Annotated in this window: 10 protein-coding genes; 1 reads left to right on the top strand and 9 read right to left on the bottom strand. The window is 33.7% G+C overall.

The window, feature by feature from the left end; genetic code table 11:
* Positions 1 to 113: 113 nt before the first annotated feature.
* Positions 114 to 2,297 carry a beta-glucosidase gene (locus tag FNW17_RS01275; protein ID WP_218043851.1) on the bottom strand — a complete coding sequence of 728 codons (2,184 nt, stop codon included), beginning with the start codon at positions 2,295 to 2,297 and terminating at the stop codon, positions 114 to 116.
* Between the two features lie 274 nt (positions 2,298 to 2,571).
* Entirely contained in the window at positions 2,572 to 4,680 is a 2,109-nt protein-coding gene (locus tag FNW17_RS01270) for a thioredoxin domain-containing protein (protein WP_144070703.1), read from the bottom strand.
* 542 nt (positions 4,681 to 5,222) lie between these two features.
* Here FNW17_RS01270 and FNW17_RS01265 point away from each other — a divergent pair.
* Positions 5,223 to 6,689, top strand: coding sequence for an MFS transporter (locus FNW17_RS01265; RefSeq protein ID WP_144070702.1), 1,467 nt, complete (start codon positions 5,223 to 5,225; stop codon positions 6,687 to 6,689).
* A gap of 213 nt (positions 6,690 to 6,902) precedes the next feature.
* On the opposite strand, the gene FNW17_RS01260 is transcribed toward FNW17_RS01265, so the two are convergent.
* The 7 genes from FNW17_RS01260 to FNW17_RS01230 form a co-directional block, all read right to left on the bottom strand.
* Positions 6,903 to 8,351, bottom strand: coding sequence for a RagB/SusD family nutrient uptake outer membrane protein (locus tag FNW17_RS01260; protein WP_144070701.1), 1,449 nt, complete (start codon positions 8,349 to 8,351; stop codon positions 6,903 to 6,905).
* A 16-nt stretch (positions 8,352 to 8,367) separates the two neighbouring features.
* Positions 8,368 to 11,553 (bottom strand): SusC/RagA family TonB-linked outer membrane protein, encoded by a 3,186-nt coding sequence (locus tag FNW17_RS01255; RefSeq protein ID WP_144070700.1) that lies wholly within the window; start codon positions 11,551 to 11,553, stop codon positions 8,368 to 8,370.
* Positions 11,554 to 11,704: 151 nt separating this feature from the next.
* Positions 11,705 to 14,983: a VCBS repeat-containing protein gene (locus FNW17_RS01250; protein WP_144070699.1), complete on the bottom strand. Its 3,279-nt coding sequence runs from the start codon at positions 14,981 to 14,983 to the stop codon at positions 11,705 to 11,707.
* Positions 14,984 to 15,169: 186 nt separating this feature from the next.
* The gene (locus FNW17_RS01245; RefSeq protein ID WP_143390053.1) at positions 15,170 to 15,709 is read right to left on the bottom strand and encodes a hypothetical protein; all 540 of its coding nucleotides are present in this window, start codon (positions 15,707 to 15,709) and stop codon (positions 15,170 to 15,172) included.
* 28 nt (positions 15,710 to 15,737) lie between these two features.
* Complete coding sequence (locus FNW17_RS01240; protein WP_144070698.1) at positions 15,738 to 19,016, bottom strand: VCBS repeat-containing protein; 3,279 nt, start codon at positions 19,014 to 19,016, stop codon at positions 15,738 to 15,740.
* A gap of 172 nt (positions 19,017 to 19,188) precedes the next feature.
* Positions 19,189 to 20,664 (bottom strand): RagB/SusD family nutrient uptake outer membrane protein, encoded by a 1,476-nt coding sequence (locus FNW17_RS01235; protein WP_143390051.1) that lies wholly within the window; start codon positions 20,662 to 20,664, stop codon positions 19,189 to 19,191.
* A gap of 11 nt (positions 20,665 to 20,675) precedes the next feature.
* A complete protein-coding gene (locus FNW17_RS01230) occupies positions 20,676 to 23,678 on the bottom strand; it encodes a SusC/RagA family TonB-linked outer membrane protein (protein ID WP_235893230.1) in 3,003 nt (1,000 codons plus the stop codon).
* Positions 23,679 to 24,166: the final 488 nt, after the last annotated feature.

Genomic DNA, 24,166 nt, shown 5'->3' with positions numbered 1-24,166 from the left:
GTATCGAGAAGCATACAGAAAAAAGCTATCGCATTTATTAATGAAATACTCGAACACACGTAAAGTTAGATTGAATTTATCACGGTAAATTTAAAACCTAAATGGTATGATTTTTATTTAATAGTAATCGGCAAACGACTTACTATATCTTTGGCAGATCTAGCTGCATATAAAACAAATTCACCAGGTTCTATTTTCCAACTAGAAGTTTTCTCATCATAAAAAGCCAAATCTTTTACTTTCACTTTTAAATCAACGGATTTTTGCTCGCCCGGCGCAAGAAACACTTTATTAAAAGCTTTTAATTCTTTTTTAGGTCTTAAAACCGAACTAACTGTTTGTCCTGCATACAATTGAACAACTTCGGCTCCATTTGATTTACCGCTGTTTTTGATGGTCAATTTTACTGTTATTTCATCCTCTTGACGGTATTCTTTTTTGTCAGTTGCAGCATTTGTGATTTCAAAAGTTGTATATGACATTCCGTACCCAAAAGGATATTGAGGCTCAATTCCTTTGGTGTCAAACCAACGATAACCCACCAAAATATCTTCTTCATAATTCACTTTCAAATCACGTCCAGGATAGTTTCCTAGTGCGTGAGCTGGCGATTGATTTAAGGTAACGGGTATCGTAAATGGTAGCTTACCCGATGGGCATTCTTTACCGCTCAATACATCTATCACAGCATTTCCAGCCTCCATACCGCCGTACCATCCCCAGACTAATGCGGGAACTCTGGATTCGATTCCGGATAATTCAAGTGGCGAACCTGCAATTAGTACAACAATAGTTTTAGGATTAGCTTTGACAACTTCTTGAATCAATGTTTCTTGTCCGTAAGGTAAGTGCATATGCAATCTATCAAAAGATTCCGAATCAAAATCATGATTAAGTCCAGCAAAAATAATAACTACATCTGATTTTTTGGCTTGGGCAACTGCTTCGTCTATTAATTTCCAATCCACTTTATCAGTATTGAGCTGTCCTTCGCTGCTTCTTTCTGCAACAAAGGATTGCTTTTCATATCCTTGTGCAAAATTTATTTTCACGTTTTTTCCGTATTTATCCGTCATTGCTTGAAGCGGAGTCACTTCATATAATGATTTGATTTCGGAACTAAAACCACCACTACAATGTTTGCGAGTAGCGTTATCGCCAATAATAGCAATAGATTTCAACGTTTTGAAATCAAGAGGCAAAATTTGATTTTCGTTTTTCAGCAACACAACGGCTTCCACCGCAGAACGATACGCGGTTTGCTGGTGTTCTTTGGTGTTGAGTGAGCCTTTTTCACGATTTTTAGGATCAAGTATTTTAGTTTTAATCATAACTCTGAGAATGTTTGCCACTTTTTCGTTTACCAAACTTTCTTTCAAACGACCTTCTTGAACTGCCTTAATCAAAGGGTCTGCAAAATACCAATCGTTATAATTTTCCTTTTCCGTCCCCATTTCTAAGTCAAGACCTGCCAACGCTGCTTTTTCTGTACTATGAACGGCATCCCAATCAGACATATAAACGCCATTAAAATTAAAGTCATTTCGCAATATATTTCGACCCAAATAATTGTTTTCGGTACAATATTCACCTCGAAACTTGTTGTAGGCACCCATAATAGTTAATGCTCCTGCATCAACAATTGAGGATTTGAAACCAGGTAAATAAATTTCACGCAAGGCACGTTCACTCATATTTACATCAACAACAAAACGATTCTCTTCTTGATTATTAGCCACAAAATGCTTTACGCAAGCGGCAACATCCTTAGTCTGCAAAGCTTTTATATAACTGATTGAAAGTTGAGAAATAAGAAAAGGATCTTCACTCAAATATTCGAAATTTCTACCACAAAGCGGAGAACGAATAATATTTATACCTGGTCCAAGTAATACATCCTTTTTTCTGTAACGTGCTTCTTCGCCAAGAACCAACCCGCGTTGTTTGGCTAATTCCACATTCCAACTTGCTGCCATTGCTGTTCCGGGAGGAAAGCATGTCGCCGAATCGTTTGTTTGTCCAGTATATTTCCAATCATGGCGGTTCATTTCTGCCCTAACTCCATGTGGCCCATCAGACAATGCCCACTCTGGAATTCCGAGACGTTTTATTTCGGAAGTGTAAAATTTTGAATTCCCGTGCAACAGTCCAACCTTTTCTTCCAAAGTCATTTTCTGAATCAATTTTTGGATTCTTTTTTCTGTCATTAAATCTGATTGAGAAAAAGAAGCTTGAAAAAATAGTGAAAATAAAACAATATATCCTAATCTCATATTATCGGGTGTTATTGGAACCATTTAGGTTGAATTAAATAATTAAACTTTAATTTTATTACTAATTAGTTCAACGACAAGTCCTTCTAATAAATAATTTTCTCAAAAATAGATTAATAAAAAAATCAGGAGTGGTACATATGAAGCAGTTTATAGAACAATTGAAGCAGACGTATAGGAATACCCCACATAAATAAAGTAATTGATTACATTGTGAAACAATTTAAAAAATCACATTAGGTTTTGAAGTTATATTAACCTGTTGGGAATAATTATTTTTTAAGATGTTTTTGTAAGTTCAATTCCTAATTTTAGATACCGCTACTGCAACATCCGTTTCTGGCATTTTGCAAGCTTTGTTTACACATACATAAATATAGGTTTCATTTGCCATAAAACGATTTTCCAAAATGGGCAAACTACTTTCCTTTGTAGCACCTGCAATGAGAATGTTAGGTAAATAGTAACTTTGAAGTTCGCTAGTTTTTGATAATCCGTCTTTTCCAGAAATGGCAACTTCAAAATAATTATTAGAGTAATTCAGCATTAGATTTAGCCAATTGTAATATTCTGTTGGAGATTGTAAAGCTTCCTTTTTTACATTATTCAACATTTGTTCTGCTGTTTTAGCATAAGTAGCATTGGAATAATAATGTCCCAAAAGAAATAAATTATGAGCCAAGATCGAATTGGAACCTGGTATCACATTGTCCTTGATTTCCATTTTTCGAGCTATTAAAGTATTAGAGGCATTGGAAGTAAAATAAAACAGATTTGATTTTTTATCCAGAAAATGTGTCATAGCATAATCTGCCAGTTGTTTTGATTTCGCAAGCCATTTTTCGTCCAAAGTGATTTGATATACCGCAATAAAAGCATCTATAACAGTCGCATAATCTTCTGAAAAACCAACAATGCTGCTTTTACCATTTTTATAACTGTGATTTAAACTTCCGTCTTTTTGAATTTGATTATTCACAATAAAATTGGCGTTTTGCAAAGCGATTTCTTTATAATGTGGATTTCTCAAAGCTCGATAAGCACTGGCATACCCTTTAATCATCAAGGCATTCCAAGAAGTAAGCGTTTTATCGTCTAAGTGAGGGCGAGTTCTTTTGTTTCTGACTGTTAAAAGGAGTTGTTTCCAGTTTTTTGTTTTTTTGTCCAAGTCAATTAAAGTCAATTTATTTTTAAGAGCAAAATCCTTGTCTGACTGGGTTTTGTATAAAACGTAATTTTGGTTTTCCCATAAACCGGTTTCATTAACATTATAATATTCTTGAAAAAGGGGATAATCCGATTTTAACAAAGACTGTAATTCTTCTTTTTTCCAAACATAATAAGCACCTTCTTCCAATTTGGCGGCTTTGTTTTTGCTATCGGCATCTAAGGATGAATAAAAAGCTCCGTTTGTTGCCATTAGTTCCCGCTCGACAAACCTCAAGGTTTCCTGAACCGTTTTTTTATACAATTCGTTTTTTGTTGCTAAATAAGCATCCGAATACAAGCTAACTAATTGAGCATTATCATACAGCATTTTTTCAAAGTGAGGAATATGCCATTTAGAATCTACAGCATATCTCGAAAAACCACCTCCAATAGGATCGTAAATACCGCCATTGGCCATTTTTTGGAGGGTTGTTTCTACATATTTCTGAATCGATTTGTCTTTATTTTGAATGCTGTAACGAAACAAAAAATGCAATGCGCTTGGCATAGGAAATTTGGTGTCGCCTATAAGTCCTCCTTCTTCAAAATCTAACTGTTCTTGCCAAGTTTTTAAAGAATTGGCAATCTCTGAACTTTTAAAAACAGCTTCATTCGAATTGACTGTAATTAATTCGGATTTTTGAATTCCTTCTATTAGTTTATCGGCATATTCCTTTGCCTTTTCGGGGTTGTTTTTGTACAATGCCGAGAGTTCTGTTAGCGCTTTTGTCCATTCCTCTTTTGTGAAATAAGTACCTCCAAAAATGGGACGTCCATCAGGAAGCGCAATACAATTTAGTGGCCATCCGCCTTTGCCTGTCATTAATTGTACCGCATTCATATAGATTTGATCGATGTCTGGTCGTTCTTCTCTATCCACTTTTATGCTAATGAAATTATCATTCATTAATTTGGCCACAGCCTCATCTTCAAAACTTTCTTTTTCCATAACGTGGCACCAATGGCAAGCAGAATAACCTACTGAAATAATTATCAGTTTATTTTCGGCTTTGGCTTTATCCAATGTTTCTTGGTTCCAAGCTTTCCAATCAACCGGATTGTGAGCATGTTGCAAAAGGTACGGACTGGTTTCGTTTATTAAATCATTGGTATGTTTATAGTTTTCTTCATTAGTTCGTTTGCCATTACAACTAAAAAAAAGATAAAATATGAAGTATATAAAGTGAATCTTACGCATATAAAAGGGATGGGAAATTAAATGAATTTGTGGGTTTAAATAAGGAACTAAAAAAAATATTTTGTCGATTTTAAAATGGATTTTTCTTTATTCGATGAGCTAAAATAGCAATTTAAATTTAATAGAATTAATGAATGGTACATAATGCAACAAATGTATTAGGATATGCTTCAAAATTTATGGTTTTCGATTTTTTTAGCTTTAGAATTTAGATTTGAAATAAGTATTAATTTTGGTTAATCAAGTTATAACTGTTGCAAACAGTTAAATACATTCATTGCAAAAAACAGCGAAAAAAATTAAAAAACACTCCAAATTCTCTTAAAAAAAAACGATAACGCATCATTTGTTTCATTTATGGCTTCAAAAGTGACGATTTTATAAAAACTTTCAAGCTATTTTTACTCTTCGCCTCTTACTAAACTTTTTAAAAAGTTTCCTTATTATTAGGAACCGTTGTTTTTTGATAAACACCCTCGTTCTAATTCAAGTTTGTAATCGATTAACTGACATAAAAAAGAATAAAAATCAACCCATATTTAATGAATAATTCATCCCAAAAGCTTTCCGTGTTAGAGAAAATTGGTTATAGTCTAGGAGATTTTGCTGCCAATCTTATTTTTCAAACCTTGATGACGTTTTTGGCTTTTTTTTATACTGATATTTATAAAATACCTGCGGGAACGGCTAGTGCAATTATCTTTTTTGGAGGTTTTTTTGGTGCCTTTTTTAATATTATTATGGGGGTTATTGCAGATCGTACCCGAACACGTTGGGGAAAATTTAGACCTTGGGTATTATGGACTTCACTTCCATTTGGAATTATGGCAATTCTCGCTTTTTCGACCCCAGATTTTGGGACAAACGGCAAAGTGATATACGCATTAATAACTTATTTTCTTTTGATTCTAATTTATTCGGCTAATAATTTGCCTTATACTGCCTTGGGCGGAGTTTTAACTGGAGATATGAATGAACGCAATAGTCTTTCTTCCTATCGTTTCGTTGCGGTTATGTGCGCTCAATTTATAGTCCAATCTCTCTTATTGCCTTTGGCTTTAATTACAGGTCAAGGCGACAAAGCAGCAGGTTTTAAAAACACTATTATGATTTTTGCAATTGTAGGAGTAATTTGTTTTCTAATCACATTTTTTACTACTAAAGAACGAATTACCCCCAAAAAAGAACAAGAATCTACTGTAAAACAAGACTTTATCGACTTGTCTAAAAACAGGCCCTGGATTATTATGTTATTGGTTACGATTTTAGTTTTTATCACATTGTCTCTAAAAGGAGGAATGTATGTTTTTTACTTTAAATATTATTTAGACCCTGTTGCTCAAGCTGATTTTTTGAATGATATAGGGTTTAACAATTTCATTTCGTATATAATCAATGCTTTAAAAGAAATAGGATTTGGGGGATTTCAATGGCCTAAAGACGTTTCAACCTCAGCATTTAGTCTTTTTAATGCTGGTGGAATTCTTTTTATGATTATTGGAATATTTTTTTCTAAATCACTGGCTAATACATTTGGGAAAAGAAATATTTATATCCTTTTTGTTTTTTTATCAGCATTGACATTATTGATGTTTAATTTTTATAGCCCATCCTCTATCTCAATAGTATTTATTACACAATTAGTTCACGGTTTTTTCTATGGGATAACTATTCCGCTGCTGTGGACTATGATTGCTGATGTTGCCGATTATAGCGAATGGAAAAATAATCGAAGAGCAACTGCTGTCATTTTTTCGGCAATGATATTTGGCATAAAAGTAGGGCTAAGTATAGGAGGTGCATTAGGAGCCGCTTTTTTGTCAAAATATGGTTATATCGCCGAAGCCATTAACCAAGTTCCAACAGCAATCGAAGGCATTAAACTCTCCGTGAGTATTTATCCGGGACTTATTTTTATTATATGCGCCGTTTTATTATTCTTTTATTTGATAGATAAAAAAACGGAAATACAGATAGAAAGTGATTTAAAAGAAAGAAGAAAAAATTAAACAACTATTTGAATAAAAATATGACGAAAGTGGTGAAATTCAGACGCTAAACCCTTATCGAAAATAGATAAATTTCGACAAATAGAGAAAAAAACCGCCTCAAAAATTAAATATTGAGACGGTTTTTTGCAATATTTAAGGATAAGACTTCCTAAGTTTATTGCTATTTTTTTCCAACTTAAAATACTTGATTACACCTTTTCTAATAATAGTTTACGGATTAGGAACAATCAATTTATTTGTTGAAATCTCTCCGCTTGGAATAGGCCAAATATAATTACTACTCGTAATTAAAACTAACGGAGCAGTACCAATAGACCCTTTTTTGGCTGGCAATGTTTGCAATTTTCGTTGTAAATCCATTAATTTAAATCCTTCTCCCAAAAGCTCAATTCTTCGCTCCGTGAGGATTGTCCTGATTAACGCATCTTTTGTACTAATATCAGCAACGGGAAATACATAAGTTGCGTCTGATCGATTTCTAACTGCTTTTAGCAAAGCAGTTGCAGTTGTTAAATCATCGGCATTGGCAGCAGCCTCGGCATAATTCAATAAAACCTCGGCATATCTAATTACAGGAACGTAATCCCGAAAAGGAGCTGTGGTAATACTAAATTTTCGCAGTACTTTTTGCTTGGCTGCATTCGTCGAAATTAAACTCGAACGAGCATCTGAACTTGAGTTTAACGCTGGATTAGTAGAAATACCTTCTGAGGTTAAAAATAGTATGGGTTGAGCCAAATAATTGAATGCTAGTGCAGATTGCGAACTAGGTGTTTCTGTTGTGCTATTGGCAAAAGGAATACTAAAAATAGCTTCAGATCCTGTATAACTTCCTCCGAAAATAGTATTAAAATTAGACTCTAATTTATGTGTCAATGTGCCTTGCGAATATTGAAATGGAGCTGTTGGAGATACTATTTTTTGAGATTCGGCAATCACTTTTTGATAATTTGCTTGAACTAAATACACTCTGGTTTTCAAGGCAATTGCGGTGCATTTTTTGGCTCTGGAAACATTCAACAATGGAGAAGAATATTCAATGGGTAAATCTATTTCTGCTTCATCTAAATCTTTCAGGATTTGGACATAAATTTGTTCAATCGTGCTTCGAGCCAAATCATTATTACCAGAAGAAGTAATAGGCAAAATTCTCAAAGGCAAACCCAACCCATTTTTATCTAAATTATACGGTTTTGAGTAGGTTTGAATGAGACTAAAGTAACTTAAAGCACGTACAAATTTTGCTTCGGCTACATAATTTTTGGCCACAGCATCCGAAACCACGGTAGTTCCGTTTAATTTACTAATTAAAATATTAGAGGCATTAATGGCTGAATATCCCGCCGACCAAACATTATTTACAAAATCATTAGTAGAAGCTACGTTTTGATTCCAAACCGCAGATCCGGTAGCAGCATTACCATCATTTTGACCAAATTCATCGGCTCTTTGTTCATTAAAAATAATAAATCTACCGCCATAGAAGCTTGGGTTTTGCAATTGTTTGTATAAATTATTGACCTGAGCCAATACCTTACCAGGAGTGTTATAGGCTATTTCTTCGGGAATACTGGTTTGAGGAACAGTATCTAACAAGTCATCATTGCAAGCGGTCATTGCTATAAGAAAGAACCAACTGATTAAAATATATTTTTTCATTTTGTCTGTTTTTTAATTAAAATCCAACATTTAAACCCAAAGTATACACTTGAGCATTGGGCGGAACATTTTGATCTTTTCCGGAGTTTATAGAGTTTCCATTTATAGAAACCTCTGGATCTGAGCCTCTGTATTTAGTAAAAGTGTAAAAATTACTTCCTTGTAAATACACATAAATAGAGGACAAACTATTCTTTAAAAAAGTTTCTTTAATAGGAACATTATAACCCAAAGAAACATTCTTAAATTTTATATAAGAACCATCTTCCACTTTTGAAGTACTGGAAAAAGAAAAACCAGCCGAAACATTATCTCCGTAATACAGTTTCTGAATATCGGTAATTTGACCTGGAGTTGTCCATCTGTTTTTTATAAAAGTTCCGTTGTTAAAATATCTTTGGTCTGAATTTGTTGCTCTCGTACCGTTATACAATTTATTGCCTTGTGCGAAGGTTAAATTAATCCCTAATACAAAATTCTTATAATTGAAAGTATTATTCAATCCTCCAAAAACTTTTGGAAGCGAAGACCCTTGCATCACTCCATCAGTATAATTATCTATCGCAGGAGCCGCAGTTCCATCAAGATAAGTCCATTTTGGAGAACCTATATGATTGTATTGCACTTCTTTTCCGTGGCTATTCACAAAAATCATTTGGCCGTTTGCAGGATTCACACCATTAGATGGCACTGCAAAAATAGAACCGACAGAATAACCCACTCTAGTCATATTTTGTACCCCAAAAACACTTGGAACAAAAACATCACTAACTAAAGAGGTTACTTCGTTCTTAAGTGTAGAAAGATTAAGATTCACATTCCAACTGAAATCGTTTGTATGAAGAACAAGGGCAGTAACCCCTAATTCAAAACCCTTATTATACATTCCGCCCACGTTTTCATTGACATAATTGTTTGGAATTCCAGCCGAAAGAGATTGGGGAGATTTAAGTATTAAATCATTAATCGTGTTTTTGAAATAATCCATTTCGACTAAAATGTGATTGTTTAAAAGGGTGAAATTTATACCAAAATCGAATTTAGAACTGGTTTCCCATTTTAAATTTGGGTTGGCAGTTTGCGAATATCCCAATGTTGGCGCTCCAGCATAAGTCGAAGAATTATAAGTTGCTATAGAAGGGTAACTTCCTATTTCGCTGTTTCCAACAATTCCGTAACTCGTTCTAATTTTGAAATTATTGATGTAATCATTAATCTTAAAATTTTTATAAAAAGGCTCTTCAAAAACATTCCAACTTAAAGCTCCACCTCCAAAATTTCCATATTTATTTCCTTCGGATAAGGCTGACAATCCATCAATTCTATAGTTTAAACTCAAAAAATATTTGTTTTTATAATTGTAACTAAGATTTGTAAAATAAGATAATAAAGCATTTTCCGAAAGTCCATTCCCCACAGGAGAAATATTAGCATAAGTTCCTTGATAATTAGTGTAATATGGGTCTGTTATATTACTTTGTGAAGCTCCCCAACTATCTAATTTAGTTTTTATTCTTTCGTATCCCAAAAGCATCACTATGTTATGTTTTTCTTTAAAAGAATTAGCATATTTCAGTGTATTTGCCCAATCCGTTCGAATTAAATTTGTAGCAATATTGGTTGCAACCCCATTATACGAATAGCCTCCACCGTGTATTGGATTTAAAAATAATTTGTTCTCTACTCCAATAGTATTTAATCCAAAACTGGTTCTGAAAGTTAGTTTTTTTAGAATATCAAACTCTCCGTAAACATTTCCTAAGACAGAACTACTTTTTGAGGTGGTTAAATCAAGTGTTTGCACCATTGCAAGGTTATAAGCATTGATCGTTCCGATGATGGATGGGACATTGGCACCGTAACCAACACTAATTCCGTTTTGAATACTATACGATCCATCGGGATTGTAAACAGGAACATTTGGAGGCAACACATAGGTCATTCTTCCCAATGGCTCATTGGTAATATACTCTGTATTATAAGTTGATGTAGACAAAGTATTTCCAGCTACAGCTCCAGTATTTGGACCCACATTTTTAGCATTACTATAAGATATATTGGCTCCAACACGTATGAATTTATTAACAGTATGACCAATATTCAATCTCGTCATATAGTTTTCGAAAGTATTGTTTTTAATAAAACTATTTTGATTGCTGTAATCCGCCGAAAAATAATATTGTGTTGATTCAGTAGCCCCCGAAATATTGATATTATGATTGCTTGAAAAACCGGGGTCATAAGCAACATCGTACCAACTAGTATCCACTGTACTTCCATCGGGATTTTTAGAAAGAAAAAAACCGGGAGCTTTACCAGCATTGACTAAAGCTTCATTTTTTATGGTTGTATAATCCTCTGCATTCAATAATTCGGGTAAATTATAAGGCGTGCTTCGGCTGTACCAACTGTTGTAATTGAATTTTGTTACTCCTTTTTTTCCTTTTTTGGTCGTTATAACCATCACACCATTAGCGGCTCTGGAACCATAAATTGCTGCTGCAGAAGCATCTTTCAGTACGTCAATAGATTGAATGTCGTTTGGATTAATTGCTGACAAAGGATTGTTTCCAACAAAACCGCCTAATGAACCCGTAAAAACAGCAACTCCATCGATAACTATCAGCGGAAAAAGTCCTGATGTAATCGTGTTTAATCCTCTAACGCGAATAACTGGAGTATTATTGAGCACCGCCGAAGATTGAATTACATCTATTCCTGTTCCTTGTCCTCCCAGTAACTGGTCAAAACTTGTTGCAGGTCTGTTTTGTAATTGTTTAGCGGAAACTGTACTAACCGATCCCGAAAACTCCGACTTCTTTTGAGTTAAATAACCACTAGAAATCAATACTTCTCCCAGTTCATTGGTGATTTCTTGTAATTGTATGGTAATAAATTCATTGGCATTTACAACTATACTTTTTGCGGTGTATCCTATCATTTCAACGGTTAAAGTCAATGGGAACTTAGAAGATGTGTGTACTATAAACTTGCCCTCTTCGTTCGTTAAAGTACCTTCATTTTTTTCTGATACTTGAACAGTTGCAGCTGTTAAAGCTGCATTATTTGAATCTATCACTATTCCTTCAATCTTAATTTTTTGAGCTGAAACTGCCAATGAAATAAGAAGAAATAACATAACAGATAGACTAATTTTGTTTGCAATTTTTGCAAACAAAATCATTATAAATGTTTTTTTCATTTTTATAATTTTTGACCCCTGTTAAAGACCGAATTACGGCCTAAACAAGGTGTGTGTTTTGAATATTAAAGTAATTTTTGATAGAAAATACCCATTATTAATTAAAATAATAGGTACTTCCCTCTGATGAAATTTTTTACAATTTTAAAGTTTAATTGATTTTGACACTTTGCAAATTCGAATTGTTTTTAGTCAACAGGAAATAAGATTTTCCCTTAACTTTAATCAAATCCATATTTTTCACATCTCCAGGGGTAAAAAATCCACTTTGTGTAGGATCAATAGATTTGAATTTTCCTTTGCCATTTCCTTTTAGAAATAAACCGTGACCTGCATCATTTCGAGGTGTTTCTACTTCAGAATTGTACATATTTCCGGTTATTAATGCGTCAAGATGTCCATCTTTGTCATAATCATCTACCATAATTGAATTGATGCAAGAAACTTGGGCTTCAACCGGAAGTTCGTGAATTATGAATTTTCCGTTTTTATTTTCTAAATAAATACTAGCAAATGATTTCACTGTATAATGCAAAGCTTCTTTAAGTGATTTTTCCGTATAAACATCTACCAGAGTGGCTTGAGAAAAACTTTCATAATTTTTGAACTTCTCCTTAATATTTGGTATTTGTTGAGAAGAACATCCACGCCCACGCACCGGATATTGTTTTCCATCATTGTAATAACTCAATACAATATCTTTGTGTTTATCGTTGTCGAAATCCTTAACATAAATGTCGAAAGTCTCGTCTGGAGTGGCTTTGTATTTGTAATTCAAACCATTATTCCCAACAATATAATCCATATCGCCATCGTGATCAAAATCACCTTGTTGGATGCTCCACCACCAACCTGTAGTGTCATTAGTCAATCCTAAATCAATAGACGTTTCTTTGAATCCTGCTTTTGTATTTTCGAAAACTCGAATTGGCATCCATTCGCCTACAATGATAATATCTTGTAAACCATCACTATTGTAGTCTGAAATCACAGCGCTAGTTGCCATTCCAAGATTTTTGAAAGCAGCAGGTGCTTTTTTTGACACTTCAAACTTGGCGTTTTGTGCAGTACTTACATTGTGCAAAAGATAGGTTGTTGCAGGTGACGGATATTGACCCGGAACTTGGCGTCCTAGCACCAACAAATCCTGCTTGCCATCTTTGTCGAAATCTAATGGATAGGCTTTTGAACCACTCGTTATCATAACTGGCAGCGCACCATTTGGAGCTTTTGTAAAATTACCCTTGCCGTCATTGATGTATAATCTATCTTGCAATTTTGGGTCATTAATCAAAAATTCATAACCGCCACTTACTACATAAAGATCATTGTCGCCATCGTTATCAGCATCAAATATAACTGCACCTGTGTCTTCACTCATTTTATCATCTTCCAAAGCTTGGATTTTTTTCTCTAGGAAACCTGTTTTGGTTTGCAGAAATACTTTGCCTGAAAAAGTAGCCGAACCACCTATAAAATAATCGTCCAATCCGTCTTTGTTTAAATCTCCAACAGCAAGTGCAGGGCCAAAAGTTGACATTTTGTGAGGCAATAATACTTGGTCTTTAAAATCGTCGTATTGATTTTCTTCGTGTTTATAGGCTGGAAAAACAGTCGTCGTAGTTGAGAATAAAGTTGGTTTTAATACCGGTTTTACCTCCACAATTGTAGCATCTTGTTCTTTGAATGTTAGTATTTGATTCGCTTTTACATTGGTTAATTTTTGAATTTTACCATTGGTCCAAACCACTTTTACTTCATCAATAGTTTTGGCTTTTTCGACTCCAAAATGTAATTCTGGCGCTACCGAAGATTGGTATCCACGAGTCAAAGTAAGTTCTTGCATTTGACTATTCCCTTTGGTTTTAACATACACACGATTACCCAATCCTTGACTGTTTTTAGAAGTTCCTTTGAATCGTATCGTTAAATAATTATTGGTTTTGGAACTTGTATTTTCGAAAACTGAAGCATAATCATCGATGTTGTTGGTGATGATTTCTAAATCTCCATCGTTGTCTAAATCGGCATAAGCCACGCCATTTGAGAAGCCTTTGAATTCGATTCCCCATTTTTTGTTTACCTGTTCAAAATGTAAGTTTCCTTTGTTTTGATACATAAAGTTGTCAATTTTTTCAGAAGGAATTTCTTTAGATTTCTTAAGTAAATCTTTCTTTTCCAGCTTACCATTTTCCAAGCTATTGAAAAAATCATTGTTGTTTACCTCTCTGCGGGTTCCGTTTGTGATATACAAATCTTTGTAACCATCATTATCAAAATCAGCAAATAAAGGTCCCCAGCTCCAATCAGTTGAAGAAGTACCAGTTATACGAGAAACATTAGAAAAATGCGGTACTCCATCGGTAAAAACCCCAGAATTGAGTTGCATACAATTGTGCATATATTGAATTTGAAATCCTGCATTGGCCACTTCCCAGAACAATTGTGGATTCATACTCGACATATTGGCTTTCTTGCGGCGATTGTCTTTCGCATCCATATCCACTTGAAAAATATCGAGGTTTCCGTCGTTGTTAAAATCCGAAATATCAGCACCCATCCCGTAAAATGCAGTATGTCCTGTTGCTGAATTGACCACTTCTTTGAAAGTGCCATCCTGATTATTGATGTACATAAAGTCTGGTGAATTGAAATCATTCGACACATAAATATCTGGCCAAGAATCATTATTTAAATCTCCAACGGTTGCACTTAATGACAATCCATAGGCTTTTACACCAGCAGCACTGGTAACATCGGCAAAATGATTTCCGTCATTTCGATACAAATGCCCTGATTCATTGTCTTTTACAGTTCGCATCATTTGCACGTAAGCAAACGTAGGTGAACTGAATTTTGTTGGCGGATAATTGGCCACAAACAAATCTAAATCACCGTCTTTGTCATAATCGAAAAAAGTTCCTTGAACACTATTTCCTATATCATCGATACCATATTCTTTGGCTTTTTCAGAAAAAGTTCCATTGCCATTATTGATATATAGTTCATTGTTTTTAGGGCCAAATTTTCCTCCAACACTACAATAGATATCCAGAAAACCATCGCCATTGACATCGGCCATCGTGACTCCCGTGTACCAACGTGAATCTCCGCCAACTCCAGCTTTTTTTGTAATGTCCTCGAATTTGAGATTTCCTTTGTTCAAATACAATTTATTCGAAACTTGATTTCCAGTAAAGAAAATGTCTATCAAACCGTCATTATTGATATCTCCTGTTGCAACTCCTCCACCCATATAAATATAAGTGTAGGTAAAGTAGTTTAAGGAGTCGTTTTCAGTCAAATTATTGCTAAAATCGATTCCTGTGTCGGAATGATCCAAAAGTGTAAAAATCTTGTCTGCAGATTCATTCTTGGAACAGCTAATGAGACATAGCAAGCCTATAATACTTAATATATTTTTTTTCATTTGATATGATTTAATAAATACTTTGATTTTTTTAATCTACAGTTTCTAAACTATATGATACTATAAATACAAAGCCATTTAAAGCCTTTTACAAGCAGATTGATTTCAAAAATAAACCTATTTGAAACCAAAACAAGTAACTTCTCTAAAAAAGTGAATTAATATTGTTTTTGTAAAAACGAAGTATTAAATGCAATCTGGAGGCAAATAATTTGCAGTGAGAAACCCGCTAACAGGGCTGTTTTTAGGCATAGAAATAATATTCCTAACTGACCCAATCGTTTTATTATTGAAATCAAAAGAAACAGCGTTGTTTGGAATATAATCTTTAATAAAAGATTTTAATAATTTTTTTGTTGGGTTTTCTTTATTGGAGGTGTTGTCAAAAAGTTGGTCATCGACAATCCGTTTTAAATCTTTACTTATCACATCGTAATGGGAATTTTTAAGACAATATAACTTTAAAATATTATTTTGAATTCTTTTCTTAAAAACGTGATAGGTTTTGTTATTGACAACGATGTCATCATCTACATATTCGAAACCAGAATCTACCACATAAGCATAGGGATTAATTTCCATTTCAATCACTTCAAATTTCGAATCTTCATTTTTCTCCATAGCAGCCACCCATATTTGCTCTTTTTGATCAGCAAACATCATATAAAATCCTAACACATTGTAGAACAATGTTACGATTAAAAATAGTGACGCAATTTTTTTCATTGGCAGAAAAAAGAGTTAAAAAATGAGCTTATTTTGAAATTGAAAATAGACTTACTAGAGCATTATTGTTAGCAATAAGCAAATGTTGTTTGCCTTTTATTTGTATTTTTTTCATTTGTTTGGCATTTTCACCATTGTAAAAATTAATATCTTTATACGGCTTCAAATTTCCTTTGGAATCACCAATTAGAATATAGCCGATATTACTATCGTAACGAATAGTCTCTACTTCGGATTCGTAAATTCCGCCAACTCCTATAACATCTTGAAAGCCATCTTTGTTTACATCTGCAAAAACGAACGACATTGTTGGTCCTATTTGTGCTGTGTTTGGTAATTCCTTGAAAGTAAATGAACCTTTGCCTTTATTTAAAGCATATCCTGATTTAAATTGATACACTTGTTTATGATAGGAAGCTTTCAATTCTTTTTCTCCATAAATATCGGCCAAACTAGAGGTAGCAAAACTTTTGAAAGTGGACATCTTTTTGCTAACAAATGAATTTTGTTGGGTAGAGCATTCTTTCCCTCGAACTGGGACAAGATTTCCTTTATAAATCTTACTCAATACCATATCGAAAGTAGAATTGTTATCAAAATTATTTCCGTAAATGTGCAATGGTTTTGCTACCGAAGGATGAAACTTGTTGTTTCCTCCTAAATTTCCAAAGAAATAATCTAAATCTCCATCTTTATCAATGTCCACCTCAGAAACAGTATTCCACCAACCTTCGGTGTTCTTGAATTGTGGTGTATTTATAATTTTAAATTGTCCTTTGGTGTTTCTTAAAACGGTAATTGGCATCCATTCTCCAACTACAATCAAGTCTTTTGCACCATCATTATCATAATCCGAAAAGATAAAATCATTTACTATTCCTATTTTCGAAAATTCTGGAGCAACTGTTGCTGTAACATCTTTAAAAATACCTTTGTCATTTCTCAAAAAATACGACTGAGAAACAAGCGGGTATTTCCCTGGAATACAATGTCCACCTACTGCCAAATCTAAATCCCCATCATTGTCAAAATCAATCGCTTTTACTGCTTTTGTGTTGGAAAGCATTTTAGGAAGAGCACTTTTTATCAACTTCCCTTTTTTGTCGTTCAAATACAATCTATCTTGTAATAACGGACTGTTTTCTGCCAATTGGTAGCCGCCACTTGTTACATATAAATCTAAATAACCATCGTTATTGGCATCGAAAAATAATGAACCATTATCTTCAAAGGATTTATCTTTTTCAAAATCAGCTTGTAATGAAACATCAAATTTACCGGAACGATTTTGCAAATAGAGTTTACCAGATTGTCCTTGTGCTCCGCCAACATAAAAATCGTCTAATCCATCTTTATTCACATCCCCAACTGATAATGCTGGGCCTTGCTGTGATAATTTTTGTGGCAACAATACTTGTTTTGAAAAATCATCGAAGACATTTTCTTGATGCGTAAAATTTATTCCTAATTGTACTGGATTAATTTTGGTGAAATTGCTATTGACTTTTACAACTGCTGGAGCGGTTGTAACAGCATCTTTGATATCGAACTCGACTGTTTGATTGGCTTTTGTATTTTCGACTGCTGAAACTAAACCGTTATCCCAAACTACTTCTATTTTTTTTATTTCTTCTTCTTGACCCAAACCAAAATTTAAAACATTGGTTACACTTGACTGATACCCTCGATTGGTATATAATTCTTGATATTGTTTCGTCTTGTTGGTAAAGATTTTCACTTTTGACCCAATAGCATTTTTGTTTTTATCGCTACCAATTAATTTGATATTAATAAAATTTCCTGTTGAATTATTTTTATAAATAGATGCTATATCCGACATATTATTTACAATCAAATCTAAATCTCCGTCATTATCTAAATCGGCATAAGCTACCCCATTTGAATTTACTTTTTTATCCAATCCCCAAGATTTGGTTGAATTTTCAAAAGATAAATCGCCATTATTTTTATAACAATAATTGGCCAATTTTTCTGAAGGCATCATATTGACCACATCTAAAACTGTCATATGCACGTTCTTATCTAAATTACTTTTCACTTTTCGGACATAATCCTGATTGCTAAAATTCCTATCAATACCATTAGTAATAAACACGTCCTTATATCCATCATTATCAAAATCAGCAATAAGAGGTGCCCAACTCCAATCCGTTTTGGACATTCCTGTAAGCTGACCTATGTCGCTAAAAGTTCCATTAGCATTGTTTAATTGCAAAACATTAGCCATATAAGGATGATTATAATTGGCATTAATAATTTTTTCAAAACCTTGGGTATTCATACTTGGCATATTCTCTTTGCTTCTTATATGATCTTCAGCGGACATTTCAAGTACGATTAAATCAGGAAAAAAATCATTATTTATATCGGCAAAGTCAGAACCCATACTGTTATATGAAATATGTTTAAAACGAGTATTCAACTGATTCGAAAAAGTACCGTCTTGGTTGTTGATGTATAAAAAATCAGGCATTATATAATCATTGGCAACATAAATATCGGGCCAACCATCATTATTAAAATCTCCGATAGATGCACTCAAACCCCAAGCTTTATTGACAAGTTTAGCTTCCTCGGTAACGTCTGTAAATGTGTTTCCATCATTTCTAAACAAGTGATCGGAAGTTTCTGGAAATTTTTTTTGTTTTTCTTTTTGTTCAATACGCAGCGTATTTTCAAAATCTACTCTATGATTTACCAAATACATATCTAAATCTCCATCTTTATCGTAATCAAAGAAATAGGATTGAACAGAAAAACCATCATTATCTAAACCAAAAGCACGGGCTTCCTCTTTGAAAGTACCATCTTTTTGATTGATATATAATTTATTTTTCCTCCATTCGCTTGATTCTAAAGAAGCTGATTTACAAACATAAATATCCAACCATCCGTCATTATTAATATCAATCATGGATGTTCCTGTTGTCCAACCAATATTATCGGCAACATTTGCCGATTCTGTAATATCTTCAAACTCAAAATTTCCTTTATTGAGGTACAATTTATTCGATTCTTGATTTGAAGTAAAATATATATCCTGCAAACCATCATTATTGATGTCGCCAACTGCAACACCACCACCGTTTAAGGCATACATATAGCGAACACAATTAAAATTATTGTCTTGTATTACATTATTAGAAAAATTTATTTGCGTTTGTTCACTAGGAATTAAAGTAAAAAGAGTTTCAGCATCTGAAGTTTTTTTCTTTGATTCAAAATGGTCACAACTAAAAATAAATAAAAAAGTGAAAAGCAAAATAACAATTTGAGGTATGCGCATAACTATTTGTTTAAAACAGAAAACCTTAATTAAAGAATTATAAAAGTAGTTAATTGATTTATAACCAAGCAAACTAATATTTTTTGTTCTTCTAAAATATTAAAAAAACAGCGCATTTACATGCGCTGTTTAGCAAAATACTAACTTAACTAACCAAAGTTTTTAATATTTTTTACCAATTTGGGTTGTTTCCCTTAATGTTAGGATTTGAAGAAGTCTCTCTGTTTGGTATAGGCCATAATTCATGTTTGCCTGCTACGAAACCAGTACCTGCCAACTCTGTGGAGGCAAGACCCCATCTCATAATATCATCAAATCGGACTTGTTCTCCAGCTAATTCAACTTTGCGTTCATGGATTATAGCTTTGAAAACAGCATCTTTAGTCGCAGTTATAGTAGTAATTAAACCAGCTCTATCTCTAACTATTTTGATATAGGCTATAGCCGCTGCTTGAGAACCACTTGCTCTTTGATTTTCGCACTCGGCTTTCATTAGCAATACATCTGAATAACGCATCACTTTAAAGTTGATACTAGAATCTTGATTCTCATCAGTACGTTTGTAATAGTTTTGATATTTTTTCCAACCTGCTCTTCTATTGCCTTCTGATGTGCTAAAATTATTGGCAGTCATCACACTAGCACCTTTGTTATATACAGAACCCGGTACATAAAAAGTATCACCAAAACGCTTGTCTCCTACTTCGTACTCATCAAGCAATTTATCAGATGGATATACATTGTACCAACCTAAGTTGCCATATTCTTGTCCTCTAAAAGTAGCCTCGGCAGAACCTGTTCCACCTGTATCACTACCCCATTTATCACCAACACCTAATTTCTCATCATATTCTACTTCAAAAACAGACTCAGGACCGTGTTCAGTTTCATCCATAAAATTGTTGAAAAAATTAGATTCTAAGCTATACCCTGTCACTTGATTAAGAGCAGTTAATGCTTCATCATATTTCTTTAGATACAAATTTACTTTTCCTAAATAAGCATAAGCAGCTTCTTTCGTAGCTCTACCATTTTGTTCTGCACTATCGGCCAAAAGGTTTTTTGAAGCAAAATCAAAATCCTCCGTGATTAATTTGTACACATCTGCTTTTGGACTTCTTACCGCCCCAACAATAGTTTGTTTAGTATAAATAGGCAAATCTCCAAAACGATTTACTAATAGAAAATAATAATAGGCTCTTAAAAAATGAGCTTCTCCTAGGAATTTATTTTTTTTCTCTTGTGTCAACACAGAATTTGGCAATGCGGTAATTATAGCCTCATTGTCTAGAACAAAATTTGCTCTTGATATTCCTAAGAAACAAGATTCCCAATAATACTGAATGATATCACTACCAGCATCAAAAGTAAAATTAATAAAAGGTCTTTTATTTCCTTCTAACTGAGGATTTCCTTTGTTCTCTTGAGACATATTGTCTAAAGCGAAGAAAATATGTCTTCCGTAAAGACCTCTTGTTTGCAAATGTGCATAGGCAGCATTTACGGATGCTTGCACTTGAGCTTCTGTTTTGAAGAAAGTCTCAGGTGAAAGTTCATTCGGATTTTTTACTTCTAAATCCTTTGTGTCACACGAATTTATAGCAAAAATTCCGGACAATAGTAAAACTATATATTTTATTTTTTTCATGATTTTATATATTAAAATGTTACGTCAAGTCCAAAGATTACTGATTTTGGTTGTGGGTATCTTCCTAAATCAATTCCTGCTGAATTTGCATTACCGTCTGCACGTGCAACTTCAGGATCTAAACCGGAATAATTTGTAATTGTAATAAGATTTTGTGCACTTACATACATTCTCAATTTAGAAAAATATTTATCGAATGTGGTTCCATTAAGAGTATAACCCACAGTGATATTTTTCAATCTTGCATAAGAACCATCTTCTACGTATCGATCACTGGCTGAAGCCCAGTTTTGGCTTGCTCCCAAAGCTCTAGGCAAAGTAGCTGACGGATTTGTAACAACTCCATTTGCTACAATAGACCTACCTATAACGTCTGTACTAGCATTAAACAAACGTTGCATTCCCTGTAAATCAAAAACATTAGCATTAAAAATATCATTCCCTTGAACTCCTGTAATAAAACAGTTGAAATCAAATTTTTTGTAGGCTGCTGTAAGGTTCAAACCGTAAGTAAAATCTGGATATGGATTTCCAATATTGGTTTTGTCATTAGCGTTGATTGTTTTATTGCCATCTTGATCAACAAATCTAATATCTCCTGGTTTTATAGCAGTTTGACCTGGTCCAAAAACAGCATCAACTTCTGCCTGATTTTTGTAAATCCCGTTGGTTTCTATACCGTAAAAATAGAACAATGGCTGTCCAACTTCAAGTCTCGAAAAGTTCTCTAAACCTGCTCTTGGGCCTGGACCCGCTAGTACAGAAGTAACACCTGGAGCTAAACTTATAACTTCATTATTACTAGTGCCTAAATTAGCAGTAGCTGACCAAGTAAAATCGCCTTCTCTGTCATTATAACCCAAACTCAATTCAAATCCGTTTGTGTTAACATCCGCAATATTAACAGTTTGAGTTCCATTAGCTGAACCAACTGATGCAGGAAGTGGAACTTGAAAAAGAATGTCACTCGCTTTATTATTGAAATATTCGATAGCGCCAGTAAATTTTTCGTCATACAAACCAAAATCCAAACCAAAGTTTCTATCATTTTTAGACTCCCATTTCAAATCAGGATTTGCAGCACCACCTGTTGAAACACCAGCCGCAGCTGCCCCAGCAATTGGGTAATAATAATTTGACACTAAAGTGGCGCTATATTGATAATTTCCAATTCTATCATTTCCTGTAGTTCCACTACTAGCCCTAAGTTTTAAAGTGCTAAAAACAGAATTTTTCATAAAATCTTCTTTAGCAATGTTCCATCCCAATGCAACTGAGTAAAAATTACCCCAACGATTGTTTGCCCCAAAACGAGAAGAACCATCACGACGACCTGAAACCGCTACTAGGTATTTTTCATCGTAATCATAATTAACACGAGCGATGTAACCCAAATTATTTTCTTCATAACTACTTGAATTTAAATTCGCATCTTGAAGTCTTAGCTGATCGATTTCATCTGAAATGTAATAACGGCTACCTGCATTTATGTTTTGACCTTTGCCAGTCAATTTTTCTATCATTCCTATAGCTTCTATATTGTGTTTATCAGCAATAGTTGTTTTGTATTGCAAACTATTATTAAAAACAATGGTTTGGCCATATTGGTTACCTTCATTTGTAGTAGAGAATCCTTGACTATGTGCAGAACCATCTTTGAAAGAAGGAACAAAGGTGTGATTTTTTGAAGTATAATAGTCTAATGACACTTGTGATCTAAATTTCAACCCTTTGTTAATGTCATATTCACCGAAAATGTTCCCTATTATGGATACATTATTAATTACCTGACTTCCTAAATTGGCAACACGAACTGGGTTTTCGGAATCTTGACCGTCAATAGTTGATGGTCCTTGATATCCTCCTAAATTATTTGCATTGTATATTGGTAAGTAAGGAGCCATTTTTATAGCGTGCTCCAATAGTGTTCGTCCTCCCGCACTACGCTCAGGATTAGTCTTGCTGAACGAAATACCCACATTACTACCTACTGTTATTTTTCCAAGAGTTTGTGTATTATTAGCTCTAAAAGAATAACGCTCGAAAGCAGTACCAATGATAGACCCTTCTTGTTTTAAAATTTCAGCAGAATAACGACTAGATGACGTATCTGTCCCATTAGAGAAACTCAAATTATAATCTTGCATTAAACCTGATTGAAAAATTTGATCTTGCCAATTTGTATTTATATTCCCAAATTCGGCAGCTCGTGCGGTAAGATCACTACCTAAATCTTTTGCATATTTTAGATATTGTGTTGTGTCCATCACATCATATCTTTTAGAAACGGATTGCGACCCTATGTAAGTATTAAAAGTAAGCACTCCTGCACCTTTTTTACCTTTTTTAGTAGTTACAATAATTACCCCGTTAAAAGCTTTAGAACCATAAAGAGCCGTTGTTGAGGCGTCTTTTAAAACGGATATGGTCTCAATGTCATTAGGGCTTAATCCAGATAGGTTTCCTGTTAAAACCCCATCTATTACATACAGAGGACTACTATTTCCCATTGTGGATAAACCACGAATGCTAACTGTAGGACTGCTTCCTGGTGCGCCATTAATAACGGTAACCCCTGCTGCTCTACCCTGCAAAGCTGATTCTGCATTTGTTATAGGTACTGCCGCAATTTCTTTAGCACCTACCACTGAAATTGCCCCAGTAACTTTGCTTCTTTTTTGAGAACCATAAGCAACTACTACAACTTCGGTTAAACTTTGGGTAGATTCTACTAATTTAACATTAATAGAGGTTTGATTCCCTGCAGTAATAGTTTGAGAAATCGTACCAACAAAAGAGAACGTTATTTTGTCAGTAGACTTTACATCTTTTAAAGAGTATTTCCCATCAAAATCTGTTGATGCGCTATTTGTAGTACCTTGCACATTAATACTGGCTCCTGGCAGTGGCTGACCTGTGGCGTCTGTCACAACGCCTTGAATGGTCTTTGATTGTGCCATCACATTGTGACTGCAAATCATTACCAGTGCAATTATTGCAAATTTAAATTTCATAATCATATTTTTTGGTTTTAGTTGATTTAAAATAGTTTTGAATTAAAAAATGTTCGTTTAGTTTTTTAGTAAAATTTCTACATACTTTAATAATTTTTAGGTTAATAATTATTACAAAAAGATTTATAGTCTTTTACTGAAATTTATATTTTCAAATCAAATGATTTTTATTTATTTACTTTAAAAAATATAAATCTGTTTTTCATTTCATGGTTTTTTATATTTTAGGATTGTTCATAATTTAGGCTCTTGGCTGTATGCTATTGTACGGTGTCAAAAATATATTGTTTAATCAAATTTAATCTAATACAAATGATGCAAAAAATAACAAATTTGTAGCATATTATAAAAAAATACAATGAATTCAGTACGTTAAGGCTTTGTTTAAAACAAAATATATAATTATTACATTATCATAAATAGTATTTTATTTTTTTGTTATGTTAAAAAATAAACGATTATTTATGTGTTTTTAATAATCTACAAAA

It is taken from the genome of Flavobacterium franklandianum (assembly GCF_007097365.1).
GTDB classification, from domain to species: Bacteria; Bacteroidota; Bacteroidia; order Flavobacteriales; family Flavobacteriaceae; genus Flavobacterium; species Flavobacterium franklandianum.
This window is presented reverse-complemented; position numbering and strand designations above follow the sequence as displayed.

What these genes read in the sequence shown, in the direction of transcription:
- FNW17_RS01235 (WP_143390051.1), bottom strand. Translation starts at nt 20,664, where the DNA reads ATGAAAAAAATAAAATATATAGTTTTACTATTGTCCGGAATTTTTGCT.
- FNW17_RS01250 (WP_144070699.1), bottom strand. Translation starts at nt 14,983, where the DNA reads ATGAAAAAAAATATATTAAGTATTATAGGCTTGCTATGTCTCATTAGC.
- FNW17_RS01265 (WP_144070702.1), top strand. Translation starts at nt 5,223, where the DNA reads ATGAATAATTCATCCCAAAAGCTTTCCGTGTTAGAGAAAATTGGTTAT.
- FNW17_RS01255 (WP_144070700.1), bottom strand. Translation starts at nt 11,553, where the DNA reads ATGAAAAAAACATTTATAATGATTTTGTTTGCAAAAATTGCAAACAAA.
- FNW17_RS01260 (WP_144070701.1), bottom strand. Translation starts at nt 8,351, where the DNA reads ATGAAAAAATATATTTTAATCAGTTGGTTCTTTCTTATAGCAATGACC.
- FNW17_RS01240 (WP_144070698.1), bottom strand. Translation starts at nt 19,016, where the DNA reads ATGCGCATACCTCAAATTGTTATTTTGCTTTTCACTTTTTTATTTATT.
- FNW17_RS01270 (WP_144070703.1), bottom strand. Translation starts at nt 4,680, where the DNA reads ATGCGTAAGATTCACTTTATATACTTCATATTTTATCTTTTTTTTAGT.
- FNW17_RS01275 (WP_218043851.1), bottom strand. Translation starts at nt 2,297, where the DNA reads ATGGTTCCAATAACACCCGATAATATGAGATTAGGATATATTGTTTTA.
- FNW17_RS01230 (WP_235893230.1), bottom strand. Translation starts at nt 23,678, where the DNA reads ATGAAATTTAAATTTGCAATAATTGCACTGGTAATGATTTGCAGTCAC.
- FNW17_RS01245 (WP_143390053.1), bottom strand. Translation starts at nt 15,709, where the DNA reads ATGAAAAAAATTGCGTCACTATTTTTAATCGTAACATTGTTCTACAAT.